General features: G+C 68.6%; 14 protein-coding genes. 6 read left to right on the top strand and 8 right to left on the bottom strand.

Annotated features, from left to right (window positions below):
- Positions 1 to 10: 10 nt before the first annotated feature.
- The 8 genes from ACFV15_RS01090 to ACFV15_RS01055 all read right to left on the bottom strand — a co-directional run bounded on the left by ACFV15_RS01090 (position 11) and on the right by ACFV15_RS01055 (position 9,111).
- A complete protein-coding gene (locus ACFV15_RS01090) occupies positions 11 to 709 on the bottom strand; it encodes a GAP family protein (protein WP_378348081.1) in 699 nt (232 codons plus the stop codon).
- Between the two features lie 111 nt (positions 710 to 820).
- The gene (locus ACFV15_RS01085) at positions 821 to 1,078 is read right to left on the bottom strand and encodes an acyl carrier protein (RefSeq protein ID WP_378348080.1); all 258 of its coding nucleotides are present in this window, start codon (positions 1,076 to 1,078) and stop codon (positions 821 to 823) included.
- Entirely contained in the window at positions 1,065 to 2,828 is a 1,764-nt protein-coding gene (locus ACFV15_RS01080; protein ID WP_378348079.1) for a fatty acyl-AMP ligase, read from the bottom strand. Before ACFV15_RS01080 ends, ACFV15_RS01085 begins: the two co-directional genes overlap by 14 nt.
- Positions 2,825 to 4,459, bottom strand: coding sequence for a thiamine pyrophosphate-binding protein (locus tag ACFV15_RS01075; RefSeq protein ID WP_378348078.1), 1,635 nt, complete (start codon positions 4,457 to 4,459; stop codon positions 2,825 to 2,827). The genes ACFV15_RS01080 and ACFV15_RS01075 overlap by 4 nt, the downstream gene beginning before the upstream one ends.
- 26 nt (positions 4,460 to 4,485) lie before the next feature.
- On the bottom strand, positions 4,486 to 5,727 hold the full coding sequence (locus ACFV15_RS01070; RefSeq protein ID WP_378348077.1) for an aldehyde dehydrogenase family protein: 1,242 nt from the start codon (positions 5,725 to 5,727) through the stop codon (positions 4,486 to 4,488).
- 32 nt (positions 5,728 to 5,759) lie between these two features.
- On the bottom strand, positions 5,760 to 6,995 hold the full coding sequence (locus ACFV15_RS01065) for a beta-ketoacyl-[acyl-carrier-protein] synthase family protein (protein ID WP_378348076.1): 1,236 nt from the start codon (positions 6,993 to 6,995) through the stop codon (positions 5,760 to 5,762).
- Positions 6,992 to 8,509, bottom strand: a complete 1,518-nt coding sequence (locus tag ACFV15_RS01060; RefSeq protein ID WP_378348075.1) for a class I adenylate-forming enzyme family protein — start codon at positions 8,507 to 8,509, stop codon at positions 6,992 to 6,994. The genes ACFV15_RS01065 and ACFV15_RS01060 overlap by 4 nt, the downstream gene beginning before the upstream one ends.
- A gap of 119 nt (positions 8,510 to 8,628) precedes the next feature.
- The gene (locus ACFV15_RS01055; RefSeq protein ID WP_378348074.1) at positions 8,629 to 9,111 is read right to left on the bottom strand and encodes an IS3 family transposase; all 483 of its coding nucleotides are present in this window, start codon (positions 9,109 to 9,111) and stop codon (positions 8,629 to 8,631) included.
- A gap of 329 nt (positions 9,112 to 9,440) precedes the next feature.
- On the opposite strand from ACFV15_RS01055, the gene ACFV15_RS01050 reads away from it, so the two are divergent.
- From ACFV15_RS01050 to ACFV15_RS01025, 6 genes are read left to right on the top strand one after another with little or no spacing between them, the layout of a single operon-like run.
- Positions 9,441 to 10,055: a GNAT family N-acetyltransferase gene (locus ACFV15_RS01050; protein WP_378348073.1), complete on the top strand. Its 615-nt coding sequence runs from the start codon at positions 9,441 to 9,443 to the stop codon at positions 10,053 to 10,055.
- Positions 10,056 to 10,096: 41 nt separating this feature from the next.
- Positions 10,097 to 15,496, top strand: coding sequence for a beta-ketoacyl synthase N-terminal-like domain-containing protein (locus tag ACFV15_RS01045; RefSeq protein ID WP_378348072.1), 5,400 nt, complete (start codon positions 10,097 to 10,099; stop codon positions 15,494 to 15,496).
- A complete protein-coding gene (fabG, locus tag ACFV15_RS01040) occupies positions 15,496 to 16,200 on the top strand; it encodes a 3-oxoacyl-ACP reductase FabG (RefSeq protein WP_378348071.1) in 705 nt (234 codons plus the stop codon). Before ACFV15_RS01045 ends, fabG begins: the two co-directional genes overlap by 1 nt.
- Entirely contained in the window at positions 16,197 to 16,967 is a 771-nt protein-coding gene (gene fabI / locus ACFV15_RS01035) for an enoyl-ACP reductase FabI (protein ID WP_378348070.1), read from the top strand. The genes fabG and fabI overlap by 4 nt, the downstream gene beginning before the upstream one ends.
- A 45-nt stretch (positions 16,968 to 17,012) precedes the next feature.
- Positions 17,013 to 17,555, top strand: a complete 543-nt coding sequence (locus tag ACFV15_RS01030; protein ID WP_378348069.1) for a MaoC family dehydratase — start codon at positions 17,013 to 17,015, stop codon at positions 17,553 to 17,555.
- Positions 17,552 to 18,184, top strand: coding sequence for a flavoprotein (locus tag ACFV15_RS01025; RefSeq protein WP_378348068.1), 633 nt, complete (start codon positions 17,552 to 17,554; stop codon positions 18,182 to 18,184). The genes ACFV15_RS01030 and ACFV15_RS01025 overlap by 4 nt, the downstream gene beginning before the upstream one ends.
- Positions 18,185 to 18,300 lie beyond the last annotated feature (116 nt).

Here is an 18,300-nt window from a genome sequence, read left to right as displayed (position 1 = left end):
GCCCCTCCAGTCAAGTGCCGTGGATCTGCCTGCGCTGTTCGTCGGTGAACTGCACCAGGCCGAAGAACTCGAACTGCACCAGCGCGTCCGTCGCTATGTAGAAACCTGCGATAATGCACAGCAGAAGCAGCCCTTTACGGCTTCCCTTTCCGCGCCGCTTCGCCAGGAAGGAATCGAATCGCTGCTGAAAGCGTTCCCGCATGGCGCGGTAGCCGACCGTCGCGAGTACGCAGGGGAGGATGACGACGAAATTGTAGGCGAGCAACACCAGCACCGTCGCCGTCGCACCCAGGCCGGATTGCCCGATCACCGAGATCGCCGCCAGATAGGGCAACGCGGTGGCCACTTCGGCCGCGGACACGGCCAAGGCGATTCCGGCGACCGTCAGATGCCCGAACGACGCGCGAGCGGTCCAGTCCTTGCTCTCGGTGGAAGCGATGAATCCGTACAGCACGAGCGCGATACCGATCGCCAGCTCGATGTACTTGCCCACATCCCCGCCGAACCTCCCCCGCAGTGCCACCGCGCCCGCGGTCAGCGCGATGCCGACCACCACGTAGACGGCATAGAAGACACCGAGGAACACCGCGATCCTCGAAACCGGGCGCCGCTGGGACATCAGCAGGTACAACGTCACCAGAATCAGCGAGATATTGAGTGAGTCGAGCAACGCCAGTCCGGTGACCGTCGCAAGGTCTTTGGCACCCAAGAAGCCGCCTCCGTTCTCTGCCCGCCGGATCAGCGGGATTCGAGCCAACCTCACCGAAGCGTATGGCATCCCCGCCGCGGACGGGTTTCTGGGCACCGCCGATGAACAACGCTATCCCGCTGCCGCGGAAAGGATTCTGCTTTCGACGAAATCGGTCACCGCGCCGACCGTGGTGAGTTCCGCGAGCTCTTCGTCAGGGATCTCCACGCCGAGGTCGTCCTCGATGGTAGCGCCGATTTCGACCAGGCCGAGTGAATCGATATCAAGGTCGTCGGCGAAGTACTTCTCCGCCTTGATCTGGCTGATGTCCAGCCCGCCGACATCGGCGATGATGGCCATGATCCGGTCGGCGATTTCACTCTTGTTCATCATTATCCCTTTCCGTGAACCGCCGCAGTGCGCGGCGCGTGTACTCGTCCCGGCAGCCCAGGCGCCGGATCTTGTGGCTGCTGGTGCGCGGGATCGCGCCCCACGGGACCAGCACGACCTCGTGGAGCGCGATGCCGTGTGCCGCCGACACGGCACGGCGGATCCCGGTCTCGATGGCCGTTCGCCGAGCCGGTGAGACGACGTCGCCCCTGTGCGCCTCGGCGACCGCCACGACCACCTCTCGCCCCGCCTCCTCGACCGCGAAGACCGCGACGCCACCGAGCCCGGAGTCGGTCCCGGAGTCGCGTACGGTCGCCTCGATGTCGGCGGGATAGTGGTTGCGCCCATCCACGATGAGCATCTCCTTGCGCCTGCCCAGCACGAAAAGCCGGTTCTGGCTGAGGAACCCCGTGTCCCCGGTACGCAGCCAGTCCCCGTCCGCGCGGCCGTCGCGACGCCACAGTGCCGAGTGGAACGTCTGCTCGGTCAGCTCGGGTTTGCGCCAGTAGCCGTCGGCCACGTTCGGGCCGCTGACCCAGATCTCCCCGACCTCGTCCGGCGCCGCCTCGACGCCGGACTCCGGGTCGACGATGGCGATCCGGACGTCGCTGACCGGTGTCCCACAGGAAGCCAGCGCCACGCTGCCCGGTCCGGGCATGGCGCCGCGAACCCGGCCGCCGGTCAGTTCGGCGCGATCGAAATAGCTGGTGGACTTCCCCTTTTCATCCTGATGCGCGGTCACGCACAGGGTGGCCTCCGCCAGCCCGTACGCCCCGGCGTCCAGGTCAGCGGTCAGCCCGCAGTCCGCGAACGCCTCGGCGAAGACCCGCTGGCTCTCGGGCCGGACCGGCTCACCTCCACTGACCAGCCCGCGCAAGGAGCTGAGATCCAGCGCCCGTTTCTGCTCCGCGCGGACCCGTGTCGCGCAGAGCTCGTAGGAGAAATTGGGGCCGACCATCCACGCCGATCGATAGTCGCTGACCGCCTTGAGCCACCGGTACGGCGATTGCACGAAGGCGATCGGGCTCAGGTGGACCACATGCGCGCCGACGCTGAGCGGAGCCACGAGGCCGGTGATGAGCCCGAGGTCGTGGAAGAACGGCACCCAGCTCACCAGCGGGGTACCCGGGCCGAGGTACCCGGCGAATTCGGAGATCTGCCTGGCGTTCGCGGCCATATTGCCGTGCGAAATCCGCACCCCGGCCGGACTCCCGGTCGACCCGGAGGTGTACTGCAGGTAGGCCACCGTGTCTGGCGCCGGCTCCGGCGTGGACGCGGCCGTCCCTGGCTCGATCAGATCGGCGATGGCGCAGACGGATTTGGCCGGTATCCCGGCTTCCTCCACCACAGTGGCCGTCTTGGTGACCGCCTGCCTGCCCGTCAGCACGAGCGCGGGCTGGGCGTCGGCGACCGCGGAGAGGATCCTGTCGTTCTTGCGATGAGACTCGGCCGGTGGGAGCGGCACGGCGATCCGGCCGCTGTAGAGGCAGCCGAGAAACGCGGTCACGAACTCGAAATCGTGGCTGCCGGTGATCGCGACGCGCGAACCGGGCGGACACCGCCTGCTCAGCTCGGCCGCCACCGACGCCGCCGCGTGGTCGGTCTCGGCGTAGGTGTGTGTCCGCGGTTCTCCATTGAGCCCCTGCGAGTAGTCGAGAAAGGTCAACGCCGGTTCCTCGCCGCGCTCACGAGCGAAGCGGCTCAGCACGGCGACCAGGCTCATTTCCTGTCTGCGCACGATCGTGCTCATGACTGCTCCTCATCCATAGCCAGCACGCCGGCAGGTATGTCGTGATCGGGCACTGGCACACGGACTACCGAGAACCGGCCTGCCGCGGCGTTGTCCTTCGCGTGGCGCAGTGCCTCCACGAGCGCCGGCTCGGTGCGTGCGGTGATCCCCCATCCGCCGAACGCGGCGCAGATCTCCTCGACGTTGTCCCAGTAGCGGGCCTCGGTGAGCGAGACCTCTGCCTTGCGCGCTTTCCGCAGGTGCCGTGGCCAGCCGTAGCCGCCGTTGTCGAACATCACCGTCACGACCCCGAGCCCATGGTCACCGAACACCGGCAGCGCGCCGACGCTCAGCCGCAGTGCCGCGTCACCGGTGAACACCACGACCGGTCCCTGGCGTGCCATGGCGGCCCCTGCTGACGCCGCCACCCCGAACCCCATCATCGTCTGTTCACCGGGGCAGACGATGTCCGTGCCGTCGTCGATCCGCAGTACCGGGAAGTGGTAGCCCCAGATATCGTGCAGCCCATTTTCCTGGACGATCACTCTCGGCCGCACTAGCTCCCGGGTGAGCCGGATCGCCGCCCGAACCGGCGAAACCTCGAATGGGGCCGTCGCGTACACCGACTGCTCGTAGCGCACCTGGCTCTGTCGTGCTTGCCATAGCCGCCTGGCCGGTTCGCGGCCCGGTCCGAGCCTGCCGATCAGTGCCTCGGCGGTGAGCCGCAGATCCCCCAGCAGACACAGGTCCGGTTCCGGCCCCTCACCGAAGGCGTACACCGACTTGTCCACCTGGATGATCGCGGCGTGCCGGTTCTCCCACCGCATCCTGGCCGTCTCCTCGAGCCTGCTGCCCAACACCAGGATGACGTCGGCGGTCTCGAGCAGTGCCTCGGCGGGTGGAGTGGAGTACAGGCCGACAAGCCCGAAGTTGAGTTCGTGGTGTTCGGAGACGCTGCCGCGGCCGGCGGCGGTCGTGAACACCGGCGCGCCGAGCTGTTCGGCCAGTTTGAGCACGGACCTGCCGCCACCGGACCAGCGCGCGCCGCCGCCGATGATGATCAGTGGCCGTTCGGCTTCGCTCAACAGCCGCGCGGCGGCGTCGAGGTGATCCGGGTCCGGCACCGAACGCGCGGGCGGCACACCACTGGCCCGTTTACGGGCGGCGCCCTCGAACGGCAGCCTGGTCACCTCATCGGAGATCTCGACCATGGTGATGCCGCCACGCCCGGCGACCGCCAGCCGCAGCGCCCTGGCCACCGCCCACGCGAGGTTCTCCTGGCAGTCGACCAGGTACTGCCAGCTCGCCAATGAGCCGAGCATCCGTTGCTGCTCGAGGTGTTGGAACCCGCCGCGCCCCATGGTGGCCGACGGCGCGCGGGTGGTGACGACCACCAGCGGGACCCCGAGCGAAGCCGCCTCGACCAGCGCGGGCATCGCGTTGGCGAAGCTCGGTCCCGAATTCAGCGCCAGCACGACCGGGGCGCGGCTCACCATCGCGTACCCCGCCGCCGCGCATCCGGCGATCCGCTGATCGCCGAACACCTTCACCGCCGTGGCACCCTTGCGGGCGGCCGCGTCGAGTAACCCCGGTTCGTCCGACGGCAGGCCCATGACGACCGCGCAATCGGACTCGGCAAGAACGTCAGCCACCACATCCCAGCACCCTTTCGGCTCGGTCATCGCGCGGGCGCCGTATCCGCCAGGCCACCTACACCGAGTTCGGCGGAAAGCAGCAGCGGCCTGGCCACCGTCATGCGGCCGTTGCGGACATGGCTGGCTTCCACGCCGAATCCGCCGAGCGGCGCATTGCCGTTCTCGATGTCGAGCGTGATCTCGTCGCGGAGCACCACGGCGGTTCCGAACACGTCCTCGGTCAACGCATCTTCGCCGTAGCGCGACAGATACATGCCCCGGCGCAACTCGACCGGGTCCTTCGCCCACCGGCGCAAGTCGGCCACGTCCCGATAGCGCATGACACAGAACACCGGGCCGAAGAACTCCGGTGGGTGGAACCCGGGGTCCCAGCGCAGCTCGAGCAGGGTCGGCTGGACCAGCCCGCGCTCCTCGTCGACCAGCCCCCCGGTGCGGACCGCATCCTGGTGCTTGTCAAGGAACAAGCCGATCTCGTGCACAGCGTCGTCGTAGGCGAGCGGAGCGACGTCGACTCCGAAGTCGGTTCTCGCGCCGACGGACAGCCGCGTGATCGCCTCATCGAGCCCGGAGACCAGATCATCGGCGACACTTTCGTGCGCGAAGACGACGTCAGGGCACAGGCAGTCCTGGCCGGAGTTGTAGGTACGGGCGCGCACGACGTCCGCGATCAGCTTCGGCAGGTCGGCTTGGGGGCCGGCCACCACCGGATTCGGTCCGGACCCGAACGCGAGCAGCAGCGTGTCCGGCGCGAGCCGCCGCGCGACCGCTTCGGCGTTCTCGGGGCGGCCGGTGAACACCACCGCGTCCGCCGTGGCGCACCGGACGAGGAAGTTCCGCTGTGACAGCTCGGCGAACTCGATCGGCAGCCGTCCCGCCAGCAGCGGATCCGTGCTCAGGATCAGGTGCACGGCGCGGGTGACGTCCGCGACCCGCGCGGACGGCCGCATGACCACCTGTCCCGTGAAGGCGGCGGGGATGACGCCGAACAGGATGTAGGAGTAGAGAACATTGTTGGAGGGCAGGAAAACAGCGACCTCGGACACCGTGCGCGGCCGATGCCGTTCCAGTTCCCACGACGCTCCGGCCAGCGTGGCGATCGACCTCCGCAGCTCATCGTGCGCTGCCGGTCTCGACGCGATCAGTGTCAGCACCTCGACCAGGTCGTCCCACCTGCGCAGGAGAACGCGGATCACGTTCAGCGCCAGGTCGTCTTCGGTGCGGGCACTGCCGAGCAGTACGTCGAGATCGATCGACGTTTCGGACATCTTGGCTCCCTTGGTCACGTCTACGGACACGGTCACGCCGCCCAGCGGCGCGCGACCAGCACGGCGTTGTGGCCGCCGAAACCGAACGAATTGCTCATCACAGCGTTCACCTCGTGCCGCTGCGGGAGGTGCGGCACGAAGTTCATCTCCGGGTCCTCCGGCACGTGACAGTTGATCGTCGGAGGCACCACGCCGGTGTGGATGGTCTCGATCGCCGTGATCAGTTCCACCGCGCCAGCCGCACCGAGCATGTGCCCTGTCATGCTTTTGATGGAACTCACGGGCAAGTGCGTCGCCCGCTCGCCGAAGACCCCGCGCAATGCCCTGATCTCGGTCGTATCGTTGAGTTTCGTCGAAGTACCGTGCGCGTTGACGTAGTCGATCTCCGACGGGGAGAGCCCGGCTTTGCCGAGCGCGATCCGCATGGCGCGCTGCGCGGAAAGCCCTTCCGGCTGCGGCGCGGTGATATGGAAGGCGTCGGTGGTCGTGCCGTAGCCGGCGAGCTCGGCGTGGATCCGCGCACCACGGCCGAGCGCGTGGTCCGCGCCTTCGAGCACGACGACACCACCGCCCGCGCTCATCACGAACCCGTCGCGGTCCCGGTCGAACGGACGGCACGCGGCCGCCGGATCGTCGTTGCGGCGCGACAGTGCCCTGGACATCGCCGCGCCGGTGATGTCGAGTCGCGTCATCGTGTCGTCGACGCCACCCGCGATGACCACGTCGGCATCGCCGTCGATGATCAGCTTCATCGCCTCGCCGATCGAGGTGGCTCCGGTGGCACAGGCGGTGACCATGCAGATCGACGCCGCCTGCGCACCGAAGTACAGCGCCACTTCGCTGGCCGCGCTGTCCACCGAGCTACCCGGGAAGTAGTACGGGCTCAGCCCTTTGGCGCCGCGGTCCGCCAGCGCCGCGGTGGCGGCGGCGGACAGCTTCGTCGGCCCGCCTGCCGAGCCGAGCACCACCGCGGTGCGCGGCGCCAGGTCCGGCCCGATCTCGAGCCCGGCGTCGCGCACCGCTTCCCGTGCGGCGACCAGAGCGATATGGACCGAGCTGTCGGTGCGCCGGACGAGCTTGAGCGGCAGCTCGGTCACGTCGAGGCCGACGACCTCACCGCCGATCCGCACCGGCAGGCCGCTGACGTCCACGGTGCCGAGCGCCCGGATCCCGCTGACACCCTTGATCAGGTTTTCCCAGGTCGTCTGCCAGTCGTGGCCGATCGGTGAGACGACACCGCGACCGGTCACCACCACTTTGCGTGTCATGCGCGCATCCCTTCGGGTTCGACGGACGTCCCGGCTCCGTGCTGTGCTCGTGGCCGGTTCCGGCGCTGGGCGGTTTCACTCCGCACGATCTCGGCGATCCGCGCGTTGTCGGGCTTTCCGTTGGCCAGCCGTGGCAGCCTGCGCACCACCAGCACACGATCGGGACCTTCGTGCCGGGCGAGCACCTCACCGAACCGGCGGCGCCAGCTCTCGATCCCCCGCATGGCGGGGTCCTCCACAACGAAGACCAGGCGGCAGTCGTCCGTGCTGTGCTCGAGCGGCACCACACGTACCGCGTAGCCGAGCTCTTCCGCCCGATGCGCCAGATAGTCGGGATAGAGCGTGTATCCGCGACGGTGCACCGCTCCCTCACGGCCCACCACCCGCAGGCTCCCGCGCTCGTCGACCAGTCCGATGTCGCCGGTGCGGAACGGGCCGGGCGGCACTGAGCGCAGGACACCGTGCTCCAGCGTGCCCCGCATCAGATCCGGCGAGTCGACCCAGACCTCACCCACCTGACCGGCGGGCAGCTCGCCGCCGTCCGGTCCGCTCACCCAGGCGCGCACCCCGTCGAGCGGCGGACAGGCCGACGGCTCTCGCGGACCCGCGAGCGCGACGTTGCCGAGTTCGGTACTGCCGTAGCCGTCGAGCAGCAGGCGACCGGTCGCGGCGGCGAACGCTCGCCGCAGGTCGTCCGGCAGTGGCGCGCCGCCTGAACACCACATGCGCACGCGCCCGAGTGCGCCGGCCAGGCCAGGGCGCCGGGCGAGGAAGTTCACCACACTCCGGTAGGTGGCGGGGGTGGCGTCGACGACGGTCGCCCCTTCGGCGGCCACCGACGCCAGTGCACGGTCCAGCCTGCCTGCCGGCGCGATCAGCAAGGAAGTCCGTGCCGTGGCCGCGAGCAGGATGAGGGACATGCCGTACTGGTGCGAATAGGGCAGCAACGGGGCAAGCACATCGGAGCCCGTGTAGTCCATGCGGCTCGCCGAGCGGGCGACATTGGCCATGATGGAACCGCCGGAACGCACGATCGCCTTGGGCTGCCCGGTGGATCCCGACGACCAGCTGATCAAGCCGTCTTCCCGTGCCGACCACCGGTCGAAGCACAGGCGGGAGCCGTCTTCCGGCGACTCGCCGGACACCAGTGCGGCGACGGTGACGACCCGTTCACGCGGAAGACCTCGTGCCAGGCAGGAGCTCGCGTGCCGGTCATCGTCGATCACGAGCAGGCCCGCGTCCGCTTCGTCCGCGATCTCGGCGACCCGGCTGCCCGGCAGCCCCGGATCGACCAGCACGATGCCAGAGCCAAAGGCCAGCAGGCCGAGCAACGTCCAAGCGAAGCCGGCCGAGTTCTGTGCGCACAGCGCCACTCGTGCCTGTGGTCCGATCCCGAGACCGCTCAGCGTCGCGGCCACCCGGCGGGCGCCTGTCGCGAGATCACGGGGCGTCAGCGCGGGGCCCGACGCGGGAATCACGGCGCCGCCATGAGCCCGACCGGTATTGCTGGACATGAACTCTCCCCAGAGAAAGACGCGCCATCCGCGTTCGACGAAAGCGGCCTCACAAATGAGCGTGTTCGGCCAGGCCCGACCACTTCATTCAGCGACCAGACCGATGAACCTTTATGATTTCAGGATTCTACATCTTCCGCCGAATAGCGAGCACGCGTGGATCCACGCATTCCCGAATTCCTCATCAACCGCTCCACTGTGCAACGGGCAACGATGAAGTCCCGGGATTTCAATTCCTTCCACACTTTTCGAACGCCATATTTCTTGTCGCTCTCCAGCCATATCTCAGCAATGGCTTCATGCAATACACGATCTCGCTCAGCCCGCGAGGAAGGAGCCCGCTGCCGCTTCTTAACCGCATAGTAGGTTGAGAGCGGCAGCTCGATCGACTGGCAGACGAGCACGACGGAGTACCGCCCGCGCTGCAGGTCGACGAAGTGGACCCGGCGAGCATTCGTCGCGTCCAGGCCGTTCAGGTCGGCCATGAAGGCCTCGGCGAGCGCGCGGCGGACAGCCTCATCATCGCTGGTCGCCGCGGCGTCAGCCGGCACAGACACACCATCGCGGCGCGACACCATTATATCAGTTTCACCCAGATGCATTAATCCCCCCATGGATTAAGCCTCAGTCGAGTCCAAAAAACCCGGTACAACAATTCATCATGTCGACTCAATACCCATAGAAGCAGCAAGCGTCGAACCTGTCAACGCACTGCATGAAGCTGCCGCGGCGTGCTCGCCACAATTCGGCGCGACATCGATAGATCCACCACTTGACAACCCCCGGCCAGGCCGGTAGCAATTTAAAAGCGACGAGGCGGCGCGCACATTGATCATATTCGCGCAGCGCGCGACGGCGGCATTTTAACCGAGCGACATGTCACAGCGGATTCTCAGAATTTTCACGCACACACGACTGTGAGGCAATCCAAGTGCAAGGCGAACTCGTATCGCTGCATCCGGCATTGACCGACGCCGACTACGCGACACTGGCGGATTGGTCTTCCTCGATCTCTTCGGTGTACTCCTCGGGCCAGGTCCAGCCGTTCACCGGTCCAAAACTGCGCGAAGCGGCCGAACAGGCACAAACCCATTTCCTCATGGTCAGGGATCGCGAAGGCAAAACCGTGGGCGGCGTCAACTGGCGCCCGATGACCTACGACGGTCATTTCGAGGTCGGCAACGCGATCGGCGAGCCCGAGCTCTGGGGACTGGGCTACGGCGTCGAGTCCGTGCTGCTGCTGCTCGACCACCTCTTCCACCAGCGCAACGCGCATCGGATCCACCTGCTGACGGCCTCGTTCAACAAGCGCATGGTGCAGATCTTCACCTCCGGTCCGATCACCGTCGAAGGGATACTGCGCGACTACTTCTTCCTCGACGGCCAGTACCACCACGCCGTGGTCGGTTCGATACTCCGCGCGGAGTACTACGACGCGCTGACCAGCGCGGACCGGCAGCGCCTCGACCTGGTTCCGCCGCAGGACAAGGTCGACGCGAGCACGCTGCTGAGGAAGTTCCTCGACGAGAACCCTGTCGCGCTCTAGCCGGCGGCACCAGGCCGGCACCACACCTCTGGGGGAACACCATGACGACCGACGACACCGGCGGCGCCGTCCGTGCCTGGCTGATCGGCTGGGTGGCGCGACATCTCGCCATACCGGAGCACGCGGTGAACACCATGCGCCCACTCGACGAGTTCGGGCTCAGTTCGACCGACATCGTCACGCTCACCGGCGACCTGAGCGAACATGTCGGCCAGGCTGTCGCACCCGATACCGTCTTCGAGTATCCGACGATCGCGGTTCTCGCCGACCACGTGTCGGCCATGGCGGCGCACCGACATGCGGCCGCGCACCACACTCCTACCGAAGCCGTGCAAGACGACGACCCCGTGGCGGTCATCGGCCTGGGCTGCCGGTTCCCCGGTGCCGTGCACGGCCCCGAAATGTACTGGCGGCTGCTCAGCGAAGGCAGGGACGGCATCCGCCGGATCCCGCCTGGCAGATGGGAGTCCTACGCCGAGCAGGACCCCGAAGTGGCGGCGCTGATCGCCGGGGCCGCGGGGCTTGGGGGCTTCCTCGACGACATCGCGGGCTTCGACGCGGCGTTCTTCGGCATCTCGCCGCGTGAGGCGACGGTCACCGATCCCCAGCAGCGACTGGCGCTCGAGGTGACCTGGGAGGCGCTCGAAGACGCGGGCATCCCGCCGCGGGCTTTGGCGGGAACCAAGACCGGCGTGTTCATGGCGGCCTCGGCCGTCGAGTATCTCCCGGACGGCGTGTCCGCCGTCGACGGCTGGTCGGCCACCGGCTCGTCGATGGGGGTGATCGCCAACCGGATCTCCTACCTGCTCGGCACCCGTGGGCCGAGCATGGTGGTGGACACCGCCTGTTCCGGTTCGCTGGTGGCGATCCACCTCGCCTGCCGCCACCTGCTCGGCGGTGATTGCGACCTGGCCGTCGCGGGCGGGGTCAACCTGCTGCTCACCCCGGCGGTCTCGGCGGGCTTCACCGATGCCGGAGTGCTCTCCTCGGATGGCCGCTGCAAGACGTTCGACGAGCACGCGGACGGGTATTCGCGTGCCGAAGGCTGCGGTGTCGTGGTGCTCAAACGTCTTTCGGCCGCGGTGCGCGATGGCGACCCTGTGCTCGCGATCGTGCGGGGAACAGCGGTGAACGCCAACGGCCATTCGAACGGCCTGATGGCACCGCAGCCAGCCGCCCAGGAGGAACTGCTCCGCACCACCTACCGTGCCGCCGGAATCGACCCGCTCACGATCGATTTCGTCGAGACACACGGCACCGGGACCGCGCTCGGCGACCCGATGGAGGTCAAGGCGCTCTCCGCGGTGCTCTCCCCCGGCAGGCCCGCGGACCAGCCGGTGCTGCTCGGTGCCGTGAAGACCAACCTCGGCCACCTCGAAGCCGCGGCGGGAGTGGCCGGGTTCATCAAGACCGTGCTGGCGCTGCACCACGCCGAACTTCCGGGCAATCTGAATCTCACCACCCTCAACCCCAGGCTGGAACTGGCGGCCAGACCGCTCGAAGTGCTCACCGGGCACACCGCATGGCCCGACCGCGCCCACCCACGGCGAGCAGCGGTGAGCTCGTTCGGCTTCGGTGGCGCGAACGCGCACGCGGTACTCGAACAGGCGCCCGTGGCCGCCGCACGTCCCGCGCGAGCAGACGACGGCACAGCGCCGATCGCGCTGGTCTCGGCGAGTAGCACCGAAGGCCTGAGAGCCGCGGCCGAGCAGCTGGCCTGCCTGAGCACGAGGATGCCGGAATCCGCAATGGACATAGCGCACACGCTGACGTTGCGCCGTTCCCACGGGCCGGTGCGGGCGGGCGTGCTCGCGACCGATCGTGCCTGCCTCACCGCCGGGTTGCGAGCGATAGCCGCGGGCGAAGACCATGAAGCCGTTGTGCGGGGCCAGATCCGGGACTCGGCGGGTCCGGTGTTCGTCTTCTCCGGTCAGGGCTCACAGTGGACCGGCATGGCGACCGCCCTGCTCGACCACGATCCGGACTTCACCGCGATGATCGACGAGCTGGAACCGGTGATCATGGCGGAGTCGGGCTTCTCACTGCGTGCGGCACTGGCTTCGGACGCGTTCGAAGATGTCGCCGTGGTGCAGCCCGCGCTCTTCGCGGTGCAGGTCGCGTTGGCCGCCAGCTGGCAGGCGCACGGTGTGGTACCCGTCGCGGTGATCGGCCACTCCATGGGCGAGGTGGCCGCCGCAGTGGTCGCCGGCGCGCTGAGCGCACGCGACGGAGCGAAGACGACCTGCCGCCGATCAGCACTGCTGAAGCGGATCGAGGGCGACGGCCGGATGGCCGTGGTGCGCGCGGACACCGGCACGGTCGGCCGCTGGATTCGTGACGAGGCGCTCGACGCTCAGCTCGCGGTCGCCGCGACGCTCAGTCCACTGTCGACGGTGGTCTCCGGATCTCCGCACGCGATCGACCGGCTCGGCGAGGTGGCCGCCGCCGCGGCTGTCGACATGCTGGCCGTCCAGGTGAACGTCGCCTCACACTCGCCTCAGGTCGATGCCATCCTCGCCGATGTGCTCGGCGAGCTCGCCGGAATACCCACGCGCGCACCGCGAATCCCCTTCTATTCAACGGTTTCCGGCACGCTCAAGACCGACGCGCCCGACGAGCGGTACTGGGCGTCCAACCTCCGCAGCCCGGTGCTGCTGCGGCAGGCGGTCGCCGCGGCGGCCGAGTCGGGGCATTCACTGCTGCTGGAGGTGAGCCCACACCCGGTACTGACGACCGCTTTGGCCGACAGCCTGGCCGCGGCCGGCGTGCCCGATCCTGCCGTGCTGGGCACGCTGCGCCGGGGCGCCGACGACCGCGCGATGTTCGCGCTCGCCGCCGCGCGCCTGCACTGTCTTGGTCAGCCGATAGCCTGGAAGGGAGCATGGACGCGAGCGGCATTGGTCCCCTTGCCGCCACGGCGCTGGGACAGCACGCCGTATTGGCACGCACACGCCACCGGTCCGCTCGCCGTCGCCTCGGATCACCCGCTGCTCGGCACCGTGGTCGAGCCCGCCGACCAACCCGGCACCCAGGTGACGCAGGCCGATCTCCGGCCGTCCGCGCTCGCCTGGCTGAGCCAGCACGTGGTGGCCGGTAGCAGGATCGTCCCGGCCTCGGTGCTCGGCGAGGTCGCGCTCGCGGCGGCGCACCGGCTCGGCTTCTCCGCCGTGGTGATCAGGGACCTGGTGCTGCACCGTCCGCTGCCCGCCGACCGCACGCTCGTGCTGCAGGCGATATGCCGGCGCGATCCGGGTGCGGCCGCCGCCACCCTGCACATCCACTACCGCACTGACGACCACGGCGCCTGGACGCAGTGCGCGTCGGCTCGGGTGCACGCGGACGCCGCACCCGGTGGTGTGTGGTTCTCCCCTGACGACGTCGGCCTGCGTGAAGTTTCCGTTTCCCGATGGTACGAGGACCTCGCCGCGTCCGGTGTGGAATTCGGTGAGGGCCTGCGCGCGGTGCACCGCCTGCGAGCTGCCGCCGGCTACGCCGAGGCGGAGCTCAGGCTTCCCGGGACCGTCACGGCAGATGACCGGTACCGGATGCACCCGGTACTGGTGAACGGCGCGATGCAGGTGATCGCCTCGGCCATGCCGCCGGGAAGCGCCGTCCCGATGACGATCGCGGGCTTCGGATCGATCACCCGCTGGGGTGCCGGCACACCGGTACGGGCCGCGGTCCGGCTCACCGAGCGGGGCGATGGCGCCTCCGCCGAGCTGGGTCTGTGGGACGTCAAGGGCGACCAGGTCGCCCTGCTCACCGAGGTACGGCTGACGCCGATCACCGGGACCGTCCGCCCCGATCCAGCCTGGGCGCACGAACTGACCTGGCGCCGCAGCGCGCTGCCGGAGCGTGCTGCCCGCCCTGCCGAGACTTGGCTGATCGTCGGGCAGGAGGACGGGCTGGCGGCCGGACTGCGGCGGCTGGGTGCCGACTTCGACTTGGCCGCTCCGGGCCGCCTTCCGGCACACCGGCGAGCACGGCCGTACGACCGGGTGCTCTACACCGGCGCGCTGGCGGCCGACGGAGATTCCCCCGCGGACGCGCTCCGGCTCGCCACCGAGTCGGTCGAACTCATCCAGAACCTGGCCAACTCCCCGCAACAACGAGCCCGGCTGCACTTCGTGACGAACCGGGCGCAGGTACTGGGCGACGAACGTGACTCGAACCCGGCACAGGCGGTGCTCTGGGGAATCGGCCGCAGCGCGGCGTTGGAGCACCCCGGTCTCTGGGGCGGCGTCCTCGACCTCGCCGACGCCGTCGACGCCGAGGCTGTGCACAGCGAGTTACTCGGCTCCGAGCCAGGCGCACAGGCGGCCTACCGTAACGGTGAACGCCTCGTGCCGGTGCTACAGCCACGGGCACGGGCGCTGCGGGCGGTGGTGGAACGCACCTCAGGAAGCCATCTGCTGGTCGGCGGCACCGGACGGCTGGCTCCCCACCTGCTCGACGACCTGGCCGGGCGCGGCGCGCGGTGTGTGGTCGTGCTGTCCAGAGCAGGCCTGCGCGGTCCGGCCGCCGACCGAGCCGATCGGCTCCGTGCGTCGGGAGTGAAGGTGATCGACGCGCGGGCCGATATCGCCGACCGTGCCGCGCTCGAGGCGGTGTTCTCCCGCTTCGGCGCCGATCTGCCGCCGCTTCGCTGCGTCTACCACGCGGTCTTCGACGAATCCATCGCGGATATCGCGGACCTGTCGAAACCCTTGCTGGCCGCGATGTTCCGCGGCAAGGTGCACGGCCTGCACACGATCGGCGAGCTGGCGGCCGCACACGGCGCCGGTGTCTTCTGCTTCTCCTCGACCACCGGCTTGCTCGGTTCACGCGGACTCGCGCACTACGCGGCCGCCAGCTGCTACATGGACTCGTTCGCCCAGGCACGCGCGAACGATGGCGCTCCATTGTGGAGCGTGGATTTCGGGCCCTGCGCCGACGGCATCGCCGGCACCGCGCACGAACAGGTGATACTGGCGTCGGGGCTGCGCCTGATGCCAGGTCGCGCGGCCGTGGCGGCAGTCGGCCCGGTGCTGGAAAACCCGATGGGAGCGCCGCGGCTGGTGCTGGCCGACGCCGATTGGCCTGCTATCGACGATTCCTTCGCTTTGGCGCTGCGCAGCCCGCTGCTCGCCGAGCTTGCCGCCGTTGAAACAACGGGTACCGCGCCCAGCGAGTCTGCGCGCACCGGCGGGGACCGACGCGAACAGCTCCGCGAGGAGTTGCGACGGCTCGTCGCCGACGCGATGGGAGCGGACCCCGCGGCGCTCAACGTGCAGCAGAACCTCTTCTCACTGGGGATGGACTCGCTGATGAGCCTGGGCGTGATCAGGTCGGTGCGCACTTCGCTCGGCCACCGGCTCGATCCCGAGGTGCTGCTGGACCGCCCGACGATCGTCGCGCTGGCAGACCATCTCGCCGAGCAGGACCTCGAAAGGAGCCACTGATGGGAAAGGTAGCGCTGGTCACCGGGGGAAACCGGGGAATCGGCCTGGCGACGGCCCGCGCGCTGAGGACCGCGGGCATGCGGGTTGCGGTGACGCACCATTCCAGCGAGGCCCCGCCGGACGTCTTCGCGGTGCGGTGCGACGTCCGCGACGCCGAGCAGGTCGATGCCGCCTTCACCCGGATCGAGCACGAGCTCGGCCCAGTCGAGATCGTCGTCGCCAACGCGGGCATCACCAGGGACCGCCTCGTCGCGACGATGACGGCGACGGACTTCGACGAGGTACTCAGTACGAACCTGGCCGGCACCTTCCAGGTGGCACGTCGCGCGATCCGGCCCATGCTCCGCAGGCGCGGTGGCCGCTTCATCGCGGTGGCCTCGGCCTCGGCGCTCATCGGCTCACGCGGCCAGGCGAACTACGCCGCCGCGAAGGCGGGCATGGTCGGCTTCGCCAAGTCGATGGCACTCGAACTGAGCTCGCGCAACATCACGGTCAATGTCGTCGCTCCCGGCTGGATCACCACCGACATGACCAACGCGCTGCCCGACACCGTCAGATCCGCCGCGGCGTCGCGAATCCCGATGGGCCGTTTCGGGACAGCGGACGAGGTGGCCGAGGTGATCGCTTTCCTGGCGGGTGAAGGCGCCGGATACATCACCGGCGCCGTGCTGCCGATCGACGGCGGACTCACGGTGGAGCGATGACGCGGCTGCTCGAGGGCCGGACCGTGCTGGTGACCGGCCTCATCACCACGGCGTCGATCGGCTTCCACGTGGCCGCGGAGGCGCAACGAGCGGGTGCCACGGTCCTGCTCACCGGATATGGGCGCCTCGGGCTGGTGGAGCGGATGGCCAGGCGGCTGCCGTCACCCACGCCGGTCGTCGAGCTGGACGTCACCGACGAGACCCAGCTGGATTCGCTGGCGGACCGCCTCGGCGAGTACACCGATCATCTCGACGGTCTGCTCCACTCGATCGCGTACGCGCCGGACTCGGCGCTGGGCGGGAACTTCCTCCGCACCCCGTGGACCGACGTCGCGACCACCCTGCGCACCTCGACCTACTCATTGCAGGCTTTGACGGGCGCGGTACTTCCGTTGCTACGTCAAGGAAACAGCCCTGGCGTCGTCGGGATGGACTTCGACGCGGCCACCGCGTGGGCCGGCTACGACTGGATGGGCGTGGCCAAGGCAGGGCTCGAATCCACCGCACGCTACCTCGCGCGTTACCTGGGCCAGCACGGAATCCGGGTGAACCTGGTCGCCGCGGGACCGCTGCGCACCTCCGCCGCCAGGACCTTGCTCAGCACCGGCGACGGCACGCACTGGAGCGAACTGGCTCCCTTGGGCTGGGACGAGACCGACGCGACCTCGACCGCACGTGCTTGCGTGGCGCTGCTGTCCGACTGGTTCCCCGCCACGACAGGGGAAATCGTGCATGTCGACGGCGGCGTGCACGCGATGGGCCGCTGACCCACCTGGCAGCGGGGAACACCACGAACGGAAGGGGCGGTCGGAATGGCCGGGTTGACGGAAGTGGCGGACTGGTTCGCCGAGCGGGAAGGCACGCAGCTGGGATACAGCGACTGGCATGAGGTCACCCAGGACGATGTGCGGAAGTTCGCCGATGTCACCAGGGACTGGCAGCGCATCCACCTGGACACCGCCGCAGCCGCGGCCGGGCCGTACCGGGTACCGGTCGCGCACGGCTTCTACGTGCTGGCCCTCATCCCGTACCTGACGTCGGAGCTGCTGGATCTGAGCTGGACGACGCTGGGACTGAACTACCGGCTCGACCGGATCAGGTTCCCCGCGCCGACACCGGTGGGCGCTCGGGTGCGCGCGACCGCCAAGATCGGTGCCAGCAAGGTGCGCCCACGGGGCTTCCTCGAACTCGTACTCGCGGTCACGATCGAGGCCGAGGGCGGCGACCGACCGGTGTGCACCGCCGATCACGCCAGGCTCTATCAGGTCGCACCCGACGCCGGACTCCCCGGCGCCGCCGCGGCAGGCCTGCCGCGGCTCGATCCGCCGCCCGCGGGAACGGAGGCCGTGGCATGAGCGGCGAAACCCGGAAGACCGAGCAGGCCAAGCCCGCGTTCGGCGCGCGGAAGCTGCTGATGGTCATCACCGGCGCGATCCAGTCCGTCCACCTGCCGTACTGGTTGACCTGGCTGCGGAGCGGCTATCCGGACCTCGAGATCCGTGCCATCGTCACGAGGTCCGCGCTGCGTTTCACCACCAAGCAGGCAGTGAGCGCGCTGACCTCGAACGAGGTGTACGTCGACGAGTGGCCCGACGACGCGGCGCCCACCGCGCTGCACGTCGATCTGGGCGAATGGGCAGACGCGATCGCGGTCTACCCGGCTTCGCTGCACTATCTCTCGCGCGCGGCGACGGGGCTGGCCGACTCACCCAGCATGGTGATCGTGCACGCGGCGAGCATCCCGATCGGATTCGCGCCGTCGTTGCCGCCCGGGGTCGAAGACAACCCGGTGCACCAGCGGAACCTCAAGCTGCTCGGCGAACGGTCCAATGTGGTCATCTCCGCCACCCAGCGGGCGACCAGCGTCACCACGGGCCGTTCGGACGCTCGCGGCGCTGCACCTTTACCGGTATTACTGCGCGATATCGAGGAAATGCGCGCGGAACTCGCCAGAAAAGACGAAAACCCCAAGAAATCCACTTGACGACCAGGTTGTCCGCGACCAGACTGGTATACGAAGAAAGAATCAATCTGCGCACATTTGCCAGTGCCCCAGACTTGTTCTTCGCTCAGTACGAAACAAATTCGAGGTTTGCCAAC

The sequence above is a fragment of the Amycolatopsis sp. NPDC059657 genome (genome assembly GCF_042734395.1).
GTDB lineage: Bacteria > Actinomycetota > Actinomycetes > Mycobacteriales > Pseudonocardiaceae > Amycolatopsis.
The sequence above is the reverse complement of the archived record's forward strand: the minus strand, read 5'-3'. Positions and strand labels throughout refer to the sequence as shown.

Coding starts and splice junctions, on each gene's coding strand:
- ACFV15_RS01085 (WP_378348080.1), bottom strand. CDS start 1,078: ATGAACAAGAGTGAAATCGCCGACCGGATCATGGCCATCATCGCCGAT.
- ACFV15_RS01080 (WP_378348079.1), bottom strand. CDS start 2,828: ATGAGCACGATCGTGCGCAGACAGGAAATGAGCCTGGTCGCCGTGCTG.
- ACFV15_RS01070 (WP_378348077.1), bottom strand. CDS start 5,727: ATGTCCGAAACGTCGATCGATCTCGACGTACTGCTCGGCAGTGCCCGC.
- ACFV15_RS01065 (WP_378348076.1), bottom strand. CDS start 6,995: ATGACACGCAAAGTGGTGGTGACCGGTCGCGGTGTCGTCTCACCGATC.
- ACFV15_RS01060 (WP_378348075.1), bottom strand. CDS start 8,509: ATGTCCAGCAATACCGGTCGGGCTCATGGCGGCGCCGTGATTCCCGCG.
- ACFV15_RS01055 (WP_378348074.1), bottom strand. CDS start 9,111: ATGCATCTGGGTGAAACTGATATAATGGTGTCGCGCCGCGATGGTGTG.
- ACFV15_RS01045 (WP_378348072.1), top strand. CDS start 10,097: ATGACGACCGACGACACCGGCGGCGCCGTCCGTGCCTGGCTGATCGGC.
- fabG (WP_378348071.1), top strand. CDS start 15,496: ATGGGAAAGGTAGCGCTGGTCACCGGGGGAAACCGGGGAATCGGCCTG.
- fabI (WP_378348070.1), top strand. CDS start 16,197: ATGACGCGGCTGCTCGAGGGCCGGACCGTGCTGGTGACCGGCCTCATC.
- ACFV15_RS01030 (WP_378348069.1), top strand. CDS start 17,013: ATGGCCGGGTTGACGGAAGTGGCGGACTGGTTCGCCGAGCGGGAAGGC.
- ACFV15_RS01025 (WP_378348068.1), top strand. CDS start 17,552: ATGAGCGGCGAAACCCGGAAGACCGAGCAGGCCAAGCCCGCGTTCGGC.